12 protein-coding genes are annotated in these 12,599 nt (G+C 57.2%); all 12 read right to left on the bottom strand.

All coding sequences use genetic code 11. The features are described 5' to 3' along the window. Position 1 precedes the first annotated feature (1 nt). The 12 genes from BLW10_RS00135 to hisF all read right to left on the bottom strand — a co-directional run bounded on the left by BLW10_RS00135 (position 2) and on the right by hisF (position 12,548). Entirely contained in the window at positions 2-1,570 is a 1,569-nt protein-coding gene (locus BLW10_RS00135) for a cobyric acid synthase (RefSeq protein WP_091331335.1), read from the bottom strand. 209 nt (positions 1,571-1,779) lie between these two features. After that, complete coding sequence (gene bchE, locus BLW10_RS00130) at positions 1,780-3,459, bottom strand: magnesium-protoporphyrin IX monomethyl ester anaerobic oxidative cyclase (RefSeq protein ID WP_091331333.1); 1,680 nt, start codon at positions 3,457-3,459, stop codon at positions 1,780-1,782. 315 nt (positions 3,460-3,774) lie between these two features. Continuing rightward, a complete protein-coding gene (locus BLW10_RS00125; RefSeq protein ID WP_091331332.1) occupies positions 3,775-4,851 on the bottom strand; it encodes a DUF2333 family protein in 1,077 nt (358 codons plus the stop codon). A gap of 18 nt (positions 4,852-4,869) precedes the next feature. Continuing rightward, a complete protein-coding gene (locus BLW10_RS00120) occupies positions 4,870-6,342 on the bottom strand; it encodes a glycosyl hydrolase family 57 (RefSeq protein WP_091331330.1) in 1,473 nt (490 codons plus the stop codon). Continuing rightward, a complete protein-coding gene (locus BLW10_RS00115; RefSeq protein ID WP_091331329.1) occupies positions 6,326-7,651 on the bottom strand; it encodes a polysaccharide deacetylase family protein in 1,326 nt (441 codons plus the stop codon). The genes BLW10_RS00120 and BLW10_RS00115 overlap by 17 nt, the downstream gene beginning before the upstream one ends. A gap of 128 nt (positions 7,652-7,779) precedes the next feature. Continuing rightward, entirely contained in the window at positions 7,780-8,472 is a 693-nt protein-coding gene (locus BLW10_RS00110) for an HAD family hydrolase (protein ID WP_091331327.1), read from the bottom strand. Beyond that, a complete protein-coding gene (gene ubiG / locus BLW10_RS00105; RefSeq protein ID WP_091331325.1) occupies positions 8,465-9,187 on the bottom strand; it encodes a bifunctional 2-polyprenyl-6-hydroxyphenol methylase/3-demethylubiquinol 3-O-methyltransferase UbiG in 723 nt (240 codons plus the stop codon). Before ubiG ends, BLW10_RS00110 begins: the two co-directional genes overlap by 8 nt. A gap of 124 nt (positions 9,188-9,311) precedes the next feature. Next, positions 9,312-10,190 (bottom strand): COG3904 family protein, encoded by an 879-nt coding sequence (locus tag BLW10_RS00100; RefSeq protein ID WP_177168947.1) that lies wholly within the window; start codon positions 10,188-10,190, stop codon positions 9,312-9,314. 57 nt (positions 10,191-10,247) lie between these two features. Beyond that, positions 10,248-10,529, bottom strand: a complete 282-nt coding sequence (locus BLW10_RS00095; RefSeq protein ID WP_091331323.1) for a hypothetical protein — start codon at positions 10,527-10,529, stop codon at positions 10,248-10,250. After that, complete coding sequence (locus tag BLW10_RS00090) at positions 10,526-10,684, bottom strand: RRXRR domain-containing protein (protein WP_091331320.1); 159 nt, start codon at positions 10,682-10,684, stop codon at positions 10,526-10,528. The genes BLW10_RS00095 and BLW10_RS00090 overlap by 4 nt, the downstream gene beginning before the upstream one ends. After that, entirely contained in the window at positions 10,681-10,827 is a 147-nt protein-coding gene (locus BLW10_RS13910; RefSeq protein WP_177168946.1) for a hypothetical protein, read from the bottom strand. The genes BLW10_RS00090 and BLW10_RS13910 overlap by 4 nt, the downstream gene beginning before the upstream one ends. Before the next feature lie 122 nt (positions 10,828-10,949). Next, positions 10,950-12,548, bottom strand: a complete 1,599-nt coding sequence (gene hisF / locus BLW10_RS00080) for an imidazole glycerol phosphate synthase subunit HisF (RefSeq protein ID WP_091331316.1) — start codon at positions 12,546-12,548, stop codon at positions 10,950-10,952. Positions 12,549-12,599 lie beyond the last annotated feature (51 nt).

Genomic DNA, 12,599 nt, shown 5'->3' with positions numbered 1-12,599 from the left:
CTCAACGCGCTAATTCCAGCAGCGCATCCAAATCTAAACAGCTTTCAATATGATCGGCGAGTTCATTTAGAGCCGCTTCGATTCGCGCTTCAAAATCAATCCGCGCTGCTTGTGCGCCGACCTGTTCCAGCCAATGGGTGCGAAATTCATCCGCGCCAAAGATGCCATGCAAATACCCGCCCATCACGCGCCCGTCAGCAGTGATTGCGCCTTCAGGACGCACCCGACCCGCGCCATCTGCTAACAGCAGCCAGGGACGTTCCAGCCCCGGCCCAGTGGTGCGGCCCATGTGCATCTCGTAGCCGCTGATCTGGCAGCCGCTCTGTTGCTCGTGCCCGTCAATTTCAATCAAGCGTTTATCTGCGCCAATCTCGGTCTCAATGTCGAGCAGGCCCAGTCCCAGCGTTGCGCCGGGTTCACCCTCGACGCCAAGCGGATCGCGCACCACGCGCCCGAGCATCTGATAGCCCGCGCACAGTCCGACCACGCGCCCGCCGCGCCGCACATGCGCCAAAATGTCGATGTCCCACCCCTCACGGCGCAGCACGTCCAAATCAGCGCGGGTGGTTTTTGAGCCGGGCAGAATCACGACATCAGTTTCAGCGGGAATTGGGTGGCCAGGTTCGATCCAACGCAGATTCACTGCCGGTTCCGCCGCCAGTGGATCCATATCGTCGAAATTGGCAATGCGTGACAAACGCGGGATGACGACATTCAGGGTGCCGCCGGTGGTCTCGGCTGGGCGTTCGAGCGCCAGCGAATCTTCAGCGGGTAAGCGTGACGCGCCCTCGAACCAGCGCACCATGCCCTGAAACGGCCAACTGGTGATCTCGGTAATGGTGGCGCACGCTGGCTCAAACAGCGAAAAATCGCCGCGAAACTTGTTGACCAGATAGCCGACCACGCTCTGGCGATCCGCCGGATCGAGCAGCAGCCAAGTGCCGACCAGCGCGGCCATGGTGCCGCCCTTGTCCAAATCGCCGACCACGATCACCGGAATATCGGCGCGTTCGGCAAAGTGCATGTTGGTAATATCACTCTGCCGCAGATAGACCTCAGCACCGCTGCCCGCGCCCTCGACTAGCACCAGATCAGCTTCAGCACAGAGACGCTCAAAACTATCGAGCACCGCTGGCATCAGCCCCTGACGCATTTCGTGATAAACCCGCGCCGGACAGTTGCCGAGCGCCCGTCCGCGCAACACGACTTGCGAACCAATATTCGTCTGCGGTTTCAAGAGCACCGGGTTCATGTGAATCGACGGCGGCACGCCGCACGCACGCGCCTGAAGCGCCTGCGCCCGTCCGATCTCACCACGCGGCGCTTCACCATCGGGGCCGGACGGTGCGTCGCTATCAGCCGTCACCGCCGCGTTGTTACTCATGTTCTGCGCCTTGAATGGCCGCACCACCAATCCGCGTCGGGTGTAAGCGCGGCACAGTCCAGCAACCAGCAGACTTTTGCCGACATCCGAGGCGGTGCCTTGGATCATCAGCGCCCGGGCGCGGCGTGGGCCGTAGGTGCCAAGCGGCGGGAGTTCGAGACGAATCGAGGGCGCGGAATCAGTCATGTAGAAAATCTCTTAAAACGACATGACCCGCATTCATTATATTCAACGAATGCGGGTCAGTGATCAATGAACTGAAAAGCTGTATTAAACCGCAAAGGACACAAAGCACACGAAAGAATAAAAAATTAAAATTAAATTTAATTCTTTTTTCAGTTTTTCTTAGCGCACTGCACGTCTTTGCGGTTCAAATACCATTCAAATCATCGCCATCAAGCGACCTCAGCCTGTTTAGACTGGCCGCTGCTGGCGCGTGCAACCGCTTCCATTTGCTCGTCGGTCATCTGCTCATCACCGCCACCGCACGCCTTCGGGCCACCACCACAGGCTTGCGGTGCCGCACCCACGGCACTGACCACGGCCTGACGCTTGGCCGGCGGCGCTTTCTTCCAAGCATTATGATCTGGCTCGATGATCTTGGAGCGGTTGGTGTCGTACTCGAACTTGATGAACTTTTTAAACAGCGGCCCCCAGTAATTCTGTTTGCCAAGCTGATAAAAGCGCCGCTCCATTGCGCTTTTTAAGAACGCCTTAATACAGCCAATCAGATATTTACGGCGGAACGGATCGCGCACCCACGGATATTGGAAGAACATCCGTTTCATATAAAAGCGCCGGTAATTCGCCATCACGCCATCAAGCAATTCAGCGCGGTCGATATTGTCCGGCTTCATAATTGGCGAGACAAAGTTATACTTTGAATAGTCGAAGACCTCGACCTTATCGCCCATTTCAGCGAACATATCCGAGAACGGCCAAGGGGTGTACATCGACCAGTTGGCCATATCTGCGCCCCAATCCATGACCATCTGATAGGTTTCTTCCAGCGTCTCGCGGGTTTCATTTTCTAACCCGACGATGAATTGCGCTTCAGTCACAATGCCATTTTTCTGCAATAACTGAATGGCACGCTTATTTTGCTCAATCGTCGTTTCTTTGACAAAGCGATCCAGATTAAGCTGTGCCGCCGCTTCCGTGCCGAGCGAAATATGTACCAGACCGGCCTTGCGATAGAAGGGCAATAGATCCTCGTCGCGCATCACATCAGTCACGCGGGTGTTAATACCCCAGTGAATGCCGAGATTGCGGTCGATAAGTTCTTGGCAGAATTCAACGAATAGCTTTTTATTGATCTGCGGTTCTTCGTCAGCGAGGATAAAAAAGCCCACGCCATGAACTTTGACCAATTCTTCGATTTCATCCACCATGCGCTTTGGATTGCGCACGCGATAATCACGCCAGAATTTCCACTGCGAACAGAAGCTACAGGTAAAGGGACAACCACGCGCCATATTCGGCGTCGCGACCGGCACGCCAAGCGGAATATAAATATATTTTTTCCATTCCAGAATGCTCCAATCCGGCCAAATCGAATCGACATCTTTAATCGACGGCTCGGCTTCAGTGGCGATGACCTTGCCCGACTCATCAAGGAATGCAATGCCGCGCACGGATTCGCGCTCATTCGGCCAGCGGCCTTCGTCGATGCAGCGCACCAGATTCAGCGTGACCGCCTCGCCCTCGCCGCGCACAATCACGTCGATCCAGGGCGCTTCGCCCAGCACCTGTTCGTACATGAAGGTGCCGTGAATGCCGCCGAGCACGGTGATGGCGTTCGGGTGCTCTTCGCGGGCGATCTGCAACACGCGCTGTGCGGCATAGATCATCGGCGTCATCGCGGTGGTGGCGATGATGTCGGGTTGTGCGGCGCGGATGGCGGCCCGCATCTGGTCATCATCGAGCCGATCAACCAGCCCGTCGATGAACTGGTAATCTTGATAGCCCCCCGATTTCAGATAGCCCGCGATATAGGCGACCCAGGCTGGAGACCAGTTACCGGCGATGTCAGCGGCACCGGCACTATAGTTGGGGTGAACAAAAAGAATTCGCATCATCAGCTCCGGGTTGTCTCAAGACGGGGCGGTCACGGACGCCTCTCAGGACGGCGGCGGCTCGGCCACAGAATTTAAGGAGGATGCGTCGGTTGGGTTGGTCTAGGCAACCCTAGAACGCGCAGGGTTTGAACGTCCTCGCACCAACACGCACACCGAGCAGGACTCAAGCAGGCAATGGTACCAACGACGCGCCCGAATCGCTATGCCGGGTGGATGGTTTGTCGCTGGGAACAGATGGATAGTAAAAGTAAAATAAAGGGGTACGCAGTGCATACCCCACTCAAATTAAGCTGGCCGCTGATCGCTAACCATTCACCCCTGCTCTAATAACCGCCGCAAATCAATAATCGCTGCATTGGCACGCGAGATATAGGACGCCATCACTAGCGAATGATTCGCCATTGGGCCAAATCCAGTGCCATTGAGAATCAGCGGACTCCACACCGGATCTTGCGTGCTTTGCAATTTGCGGATGATTTGATCGAGCGAAACCTGCGCATTGCGTGTTTTGAGCACGCTTTCAAAATCCAGCGCCATTGCTTGCAATGTGTGAATCAGTGCCCAGGTATAACCGCGCGCTTCGAAGAATACATCGTCGATTTGCGCCCAGGGCGTTTGATTGTGCATCTGCTCCGCCATACCATCCGCACGCCGCGCACTCGGATCGCCCGCTAATTCGGTATCCAGATCATCTTGACCAACGGCATACGATAGCCGCTGCGCCAAATTACCTAAGCGTTTTTCGACAACCTGCAAATAAACGCGCAGATTATCACCGCGTGCGAAAAACTGCGCTTCGCCTTTTGACAGACGCTGCATATAACGCTCTAGCGCCTTGATGCCATCGCGGTATTCAGATTCGCTTGACGGTAAAATCCAAGAATCGGAATTGTAATTAAACTGCGGTTGCGCAATTTGCAAATCCCGATCTTCGATCGATTGCGATTGAGCGCGACTTAATTCATTGCGCATCGAATTGGCTAGATCGCGCAATTCAGTGAGTGCACCAAATTCCCAATTTGGAATATTATCCAGATAGACGCCGGGTGGGGTTTTATCATTGCTGAGATAACCGCCCGGTTTACCCAACAGTGTTTCACCGATACGAATGGCCGTTGCAGCGGTGTAGCTGCCGGTAACTAGCCGCGTTTCATCCGCTTTCACCATCGCCAGCGCATTGGCACGGACATCGAATATTTCCGGTGAGCGCGACCAGAGCATTCCCAATACCACCACGACGACGAGATAGGTGACAATAAATAACCCACCCGTCCACATCAGCCCTTTTTCGCGCCACACGCGGGGATGATAAAGCGTCATCAGGCGCGTCATCTGCGCCGTAAGCTGTTTGGTTATATTCAAACGTTGGAATGCGTCGTTGACATCCATTCTATTCTCCAGTGACGGTTAGTGTTTGGCGAAATCCTGCTCGACGATTTCGGTGGCACGCCGACAAATCTCGCGGCCATAATCCGTCCACAGCCCTTGACCCCAATAGCGATAGCAACTGGTTTGCGAAGACATCAAATGAAACAGCGCGTTGCGATACGCCGGATGATTGGTCGCAATGCCGGGCCGTAATACCAGTTCATTAAAGCGCGAGCTGGCGGCTTCCATTGGGCCGAGCACGTTTTCATAGCCATTGACCCAAGATAAATCGCTTGTCCAACTGCCGCCTTCCATGTGAAACCGGCCATCTTCGCGTTTGAGTTCTTCAATCACTTGCTTGAGTTTTTCGGGGCCATCGCCGGGTTGCATCCGTGACCAAATGCGATCATGGAAGAGTGGTTGGATTTCGGGCAGGTCACTGGGTTTGATGCCAGATGCAAATAGATGTTCCAGATATTCGCTGGCATTCATCAAGGGCGTTTGGGTGCCGCTTGCGCCGCGCACGGCTTCCATGAATTTTGGCGGAAATTCATTCATCATCACGCCACCATTTTCGCCATCGGCAATCTGCGTCACCAGCGGCGGAATTGAACGTCCGGCTAATTCAACACGATTGAGGCTTTGCGCTTCATACCAGGGCTGCATTTGCGCGACCAGCTTGGTATCTGAACCCTGGGTTTTGAGAATCGCAATAATGCTCACGGTTTCGCCTTTGGAATTGGTGCAGACGAGACGATGTGGAATATGCGGGCGTTCAGGATGACGTTCGTTGCCGATCTGATGTACTGTGTGTTCTTGAATTAACACCCATTGATAGCCGCAATCAACGAGGGTTTTAACAAATTCATACGCTACATCGGGATGATTCGGCAGCGCCATTTCTGATGGCGAAAAACCGCGCACTCGTTCCAGTGCTTCCCAGCCGAAAATTGCGGCAAAATGATGCTGAAAAGCCCGCACATGCAGGCGATAATCTTGCACCGGCGTTGAGGGCGCAACGGCATGACCCCAGGGCATTCCGAGCCATTCAACTGCCCAATTATAATCGGGATTACAGGTGACGGTTTTGAGCGCATCAATCACATGATGTTCGCCCATTTTGCGCAGACCATGTAATAGGGTGCCGGAATATTCGAGCATACAGCGCGGCGATTTACCTTCGCTGATTAATTGCGGCACAAATTCGCCGATGCGCTTGTAACACCAAACAAAGGTCGGCGCGTTGTGATTGTCGCCGATATGCTGGTTTTCCATCATATATTGCAGATTGCTAATGAGTGCAGCGGTGCGCAAATCGCCACCTCCGGCGGGAATCAGCGGTTGATGTTGGTGCAGCGCAATCGCAGTAGCAGCGCGGATGGAGCCAAAATCGACCCCGCCTTGTTTGGCAAACAGTTCGCGCTCGCGGCCCCGCGCGACAACCTGCGCGACTTCGGCCTCCTGGCCGGACAGATTGGGCACGTCTCCGATGTATTCAGGCATGGCGTTCACGATCAGCTCCTTCTTGGGCTTGAGTGGGGGATGAGGGTGTGGTTAGTGTGGGCGTGATTCGGGGTGTGTCGGCGGCGTTGGCATCGTCGGTCGGCGTTGCGCTCGCTGCTGTGGGCGGCGCTGGTGACGGCGCAAAGAGCAAAGCGTGTTCGAGCGCCAGCCGAGCGGCGTGTAAATCGGACTCGGCACGCGGCACCCAGGATTCACCCCAGTAAAAATGACAACTGGTTTCAGCGCGTAACAGATGCCAGAGCGCCTCGGTGAGCGCGTCGGACTCTGGCCCCGTTGTAACGCCGCGTTCACCGGCAAACCAACGCGCTTCGTGGATAGCGTGGCTGACTGCGGCGCATTCGGCAAGGGCGTAACGCTGGCGCTCTGACCCCATCCATTGGGTGAAATCACGGCCGTGATGCCAGCCGGTGTTCCACGCACCGGTACGGACGCGCACTTCGCCGTGTGCGCCATACTCGTCAAGATAATCGCTGACAAAGGTGGGGCGAATCGCGGCTTCACCAGCGGCAACGCGATCCAATAGGGGCAGATAGAAAGCGCTCCAAAAGTTCGCGCCCTCGGTGACATTGCGGAACCAGCCGCCGTTTTCACCATCGGTGCAGGTGGTGACCAGCGGGGCAAAATCGCACCATTTGGTACGCTCGGCGACTTCGTGCAAAAACCAGCCGACATCCATGCCGGATTCTTGCGCGTCGGAGAGTTCGCGGTCGCGCACGATCACGATGATCTCGTGTTCACCATAGCGGGCGATATGTGGACGATAGCGTAATTCTTGCCAGCTCATTGCGGTGACTGGCTCGACGTGTTCGCTATCAACGAACACATAACGATAGCCGAATGTCTGGAGCAGCGGGATCAATTCCATTGAAAAGCCCATTTCGGGCGGCCAAAAGCCCTGAAATTGCGGACGCCACAGCAGATGGCGGGCGATGTCGAGCCAACGCGCCAGATGTTCGCGCCGGTCGGGTTCGGGAATTAGCGGCAGCACCGGATGAAAATAGCCGGTGCCGACGATTTCAAACAGGGCTTGATTCTGAACATGCCACAGCAACGCGCCGCAATCGACCAGACCATACACCTGCTGCTGAAAAGCTGGATCGGAGAGCGTTTCCAGCAGTGTCCCGGAGAGCGAGAGATGAACACGGGCCAGCTCCTCGCGGCCCCAGAGACTGCGCGGGATGCGGTCGAGCGCGAAGAGGATTTCTTTGGCCTCCCAGGTTTGATGCTCCAGCAACTGCTGAAGATTGCCGGGTGGCTGATGGAGATTCAGCACGAGCGCGTGATGAGCGATGGGCATGGCGACTCCCGATGACAGCTTGGGATAAGCGGCAAGGATACCAAAGCCTAGCGTGTGGATCAGCTTTCGGCTTCCGGCGACCAGCTTTGGGATTGGTGCCGTCTGCGCCCGAGCTGTTTGGCTTTTAGTCAAGCCGCATGATTCGCTTCAGCGGCGAGCCAATCGAGCAGTTGCAGCGGATGCTGGATCATCCCGTGTGCGCCCCAGGTGCGCGGATCATCGTCCGGCCCCAAATAGCCAAAGAGCGCCGTGAGCGTCCCCATACCGGCGGCTAATCCAGCCTGAATATCGCGCTCGGCATCACCGATATACCAGCCGCGCTCCGGCGTCACTCCGAGCAGATCGCAGGCATACAGCAGCGGATCGGGATAGGGTTTTGGGCGTGGTGTGGTGTCGCCACAGACCAGACAGGCGACGCGCTCTAAAAAGCCGAGGCGCTCCAGCAGTGGTTTAGCTAATGCGGCAGCTTTGTTCGTCACAATCCCCCAAGGTACGCCGCGTGCGTCGAGTTCATCAATCAGCTCAACAATGCCCGGAAAGGGCGCGGTGTGTTCAACAAGCGCACTTTCATAAATCCGCAAATACTCGCGGCGTAACGGCTCATAGTTTGGATCATCGGGCGTTAGATCGAAGCCGACCTTGAGAATCCCCGGCGCACCATGCGACACATAGGGCCGCACCCGCGCAAACGGCAGCGGCGAGCGTCCGTGACGTTTGCGCAGTCGATCAAGCGCAATCGCCATATCAGGCGCGGTATCGGCAAAGGTGCCGTCGAGATCAAACAGCACCAGGCCGTCGCGTGGCGGACGTGAATTAGTCATGGGTAGCGCGGACACAGGTCGCAAAATAGTTCACATCCAAGTCATGCGGATCGAGCCGATAAACTTGGGTGAGCGGGTTATACACCATGCCGGTCAGCGCGGTGGTGCGGAGTGCAGTCGGGCGAATCCAAGCATCTAGCTCAGCTGGACGGATAAAACGGGCGTAATCATGGGTGCCGCGTGGCAGCATCCGCAGCAGATATTCCGCCCCGACCACGGCAAATAGATAGGCTTTTGGCGTGCGGTTCAGCGTCGAAAAAAACACCCAACCGCCCGGCCGCACTAACTGCGCACAGGCGGCGACGATTGACGCCGGATCGGGAACGTGTTCGAGCATTTCCATACAGGTGACAATATCGAACGCGCCCGGCTGCTCGGCGGCCAGCGTCTCGACTGGCACGCGCCGATATTCGACCTCAACGCCGGTTTCCAGCGTATGCAGTTCGGCGACACGCAACGGCATATCACCCATATCAATGCCCGTGACCTGCGCCCCGCGCAGCGCCATGCCTTCAGACAGCAGCCCGCCGCCGCAACCGACATCAAGCACGCGCCGTCCAGCCAGTCCGCCCGCGCCGCGCTCGACATAATCCAAACGTAATGGGTTGATATCGTGGAGGGTTTTAAATTCGCTGTGCGGATCCCACCAGCGCGAGGCCAGCGCCTCGAACTTGCTGATCTCGGCGTGATCGACGTTGTGATGCAGTTCGCTCATGTGTGTGTAGCGTCCGATACGAGGCAAAGGATGGCGCTATTCTAAACGCTGCACTGAGTACATCGCTTTTGATTTGGCACGATCCTGCGCGGCGCGTTGTTTATGTCAGTGCGCGTCAAAACATTCACTCAAACCCCTCAACAACCCCGGTAATCAAGCGTGCGTTCAGGGCTTCGGCAGGTGAGATGATGAGCACGCGATTGTTGGGCACCGTCGCCGCTGCAATGGCGACATCGGCATCAACGCCCATTTCACGCAGATAGAGAAAGGAATCGGCGACATAGAGTTGACCGCCTTCGTGACTGCTGTAGCGCGGCGGCACCTTGCTTTGATGCACGCCGATCCGCGCCAGCGGGGTCGCGTAGCGTTCGACGCCACCGGCGAGCACATCGATGCAGGCCGAGGCGCAGTAATCATCGACCGCCGTGCGCAGGCCGTTGGCGCGTAGATAACGTCCGAGTTTCCGCGCCTCGTCCACGGAACCGCCCGGACTGTTGATGACCAAGCCAATCGCTTTGCGTAGGCGTAATTCGGTGATGGTGCGCTGGGCAAAACCGGTGGTGATTTCCACGCCATCGAGCCGTAACCATGCCGTGCGCAGCGTGCCATCCGGCTCAAACCGCACCAGCGCCGGTGCCGTATCGGTCAGCTCGGCAAGCTGATTACAGGCTTCAACAGCTTGGTTAATCAGCTCCAGCGGGCGCTGTGCATAGTCCATCACCAGCCGATTGGCACGCTCAACAATGGAGGTGATCGAGAGGCGATATTTGTCCGCTGCAATGATGACCGTTGCATCTGTGGACGCGACATCATTGGTTTGCCCGACGCGCAATAGATGACAGGAAGCGATGGTCACTAACAACGCTTCACGATTGAGCGTCAGCCGCGAGGCCGGCGTCTCAGCCTCAGCCTCGCTGCGCTCCGGCGGCGGTACGCATCCGAGCAGCAGCAGACTGATGCCGCCCAGAAGACCAAATAGCGCCCGCCGCTTCAGTCCGAACACCGAGCGTACCGCACTTCGGACGTGCTGGCGGCTCCGATTTGTTTCGGATAATCTCGCCTATGTATTCTTTTCTGTGGTGCCATAGTCGTAGCCATCATTCCGGTGCAGGGGTTGAAAGGTTCGCATCGGACGGCTGAATGGTTTCCCGCCATCGAATGGCCGCATCTCGAAACTGCCTTTGACACGCGGCGAAATACGCCCTGTCTTGCCTTCGCAGCGTGCGATGTCGCCAGAACGCCAGCCGTGAAGCGGTTTTAGGCTGCGGTGCTGTTTTGGGTAGCCGAATTGATCGAGCACGGCTTTCTGCCGCCCGCCCTGCCCTTTGGCGACTATGTTCAATGGTCGGTCTGTGGCAAGCACCAAAGAGCCGATAGCCCCAACCGCCGCAGCAACGCCGCTTTGCCAGTGCGCAGCAACTCCCGTGCGCGGGCCGGATGACAAGGCGACAAGGGTCGCCTTTCAGTGTCCAGCACGAAAACAAAATTGGTGTTCATTTCTGAACCATCTCCCGTAAAGGGGTTATGTTTGCCTCGGGAATGTTGAACAGGCTTGTCGGGATGGCCTCACGCGGCATGGTCAAATCTCCAGGCCGTTCCTTAAAAGCCATCGACAGCGCCACAAACTGGCGTTCATTCATGGGTGTCGTGACCTGTTCAACGTAGGTCGCATAGACCTGACCCTGCACCCTCAACTGTGCGCTTCAAAAGCCTAGATTGGCTTAGAAAAGCGCAGATTTGAATGAGGGGCTCGCCATCTGCATTAGTTCCGAATCTCGATGCCTTGTGTGCGCAGATAGGATTTGACCGCCTGAATCGGCACCTCGCGCCGATGAAAGATGCCAGCGGCCAGCGCCGCTTCGACGCCGGTCGCTGCGAACACATCGGCAAAATGCTCGACACAGCCCGCGCCGCTCGACGCGATGACCGGAATCGACACCGCCGCCCGTACCTGCGCGATCAGTTCCAGATCAAACCCGGCACCAGTGCCATCGCGGTCGATGGAATTGAGCAAAATTTCACCTGCGCCCAATGCCTCGCACGCTTGCGCCAGCTCGACGACATCGACATCGCGCCCCTCGCGGCCACCCTTGATGGTGCATTGAAACCAGCAATAGCGTTCGCCGTTCGGCCCCGGCGTTGCAGTCTCAACGACCGCGTGCGCGGTGTCCTCGGGCGCGGTGACATAAACACGGCGCGGATCAATGGAAATCACCACCGCCTGATTGCCATACACAGCGGCGATCTGCTCCATCGCTGTTGAGCCGTCTTTGACGCCGCCGCGTGCGCGATAGGCTTCGACTGCGGTGACGGCATCGGAGCCGATAGAGACCTTATCTGCACCGGAGCGGAAATATTCATGCGCCACATCGAGCGCCGAGTAGTGACGGCCATCGGCATCAGTAAATGCACGAATCCCGCCGCCGATGGTCAGCGGCACGAATACGCGCTCCGATGCCCGCTTGAGCACTTCGAGCATCGGTTGATCGGCAAGCGGGAAATCCCGAAACGCGGTGATATTGAGAAAGGTCACCTCATCCGCGCCCTCGTCGAAATACCGCGCTGCCAGCTCGACCGGCTTGCCGAGATTGCGCACCTCACGCTCGCCGGATTTTTCGCGCACATCGTATTGATCGCCTTTGGTGACCACCAGATCACCCTGATCGTTGGTGCGCACATCGAGACAGGCCACAATGCGTTTAGCAAAGCGCGTTGGCGCGGTGCTCGGGCGCGGCATGGCGCTACTGATTGCCGTCTCACCCGCTAAAAAATTGCGCAATAACGCGAGACCAGCCGCGCCGCTTTTTTCGGGATGAAACTGGACAGCAGCCACCGCGCCGCGCTGCACGGCACTCAAAAACGGCTGGCCATAATCGGTCAACGCCAGTTGCCAGTCGGCATTCTCGGCACTGGGCGCGGCGTGGTAGGAATGGACAAAGTAAAACTTTTCACCGGCATACTGGGCAAACAGTGGCGCGGGCCGTTCGAGCCGCACCGCGTTCCAGCCCATGTGCGGCACCGAGAGACCCTGACCGGCAAAACGACGAATCTGTCCGGGAATGACGCCCAGTCCGGGCACGCCGGGGGATTCTTCACTGCCCTCAAACAGCGTTTGCAGCCCGACACAGATGGCAAAAAAGGGCCGATCTGCGGCCAGATATTCCTTGAGTGGCTCGACATAACCTAGCCGCTGGAGCCGCTCCATCGCCGCGCCAAATGCGCCGACACCGGGGAAAATCAGCCGCTCGGCTTTGAGAATTTCTTCAGGATGCGCGATCTCATTGAGGGTAAAACCGAGGGCGTGGATGGCGTTGCGCAGACTGCGGACGTTGCCCGCGCCATAATCGAGGAGCGAAATCATAGTAATCAGTGAAATCCGAAGCGGCGGTTACGGGATCGCGGGGGTTGGATG

Source organism: Allochromatium warmingii (assembly GCF_900107145.1).
GTDB lineage: Bacteria > Pseudomonadota > Gammaproteobacteria > Chromatiales > Chromatiaceae > Thermochromatium > Thermochromatium warmingii.
Note: the sequence above shows the minus strand (reverse complement) of the source record. Positions and strands in the feature narration are given on the sequence as shown.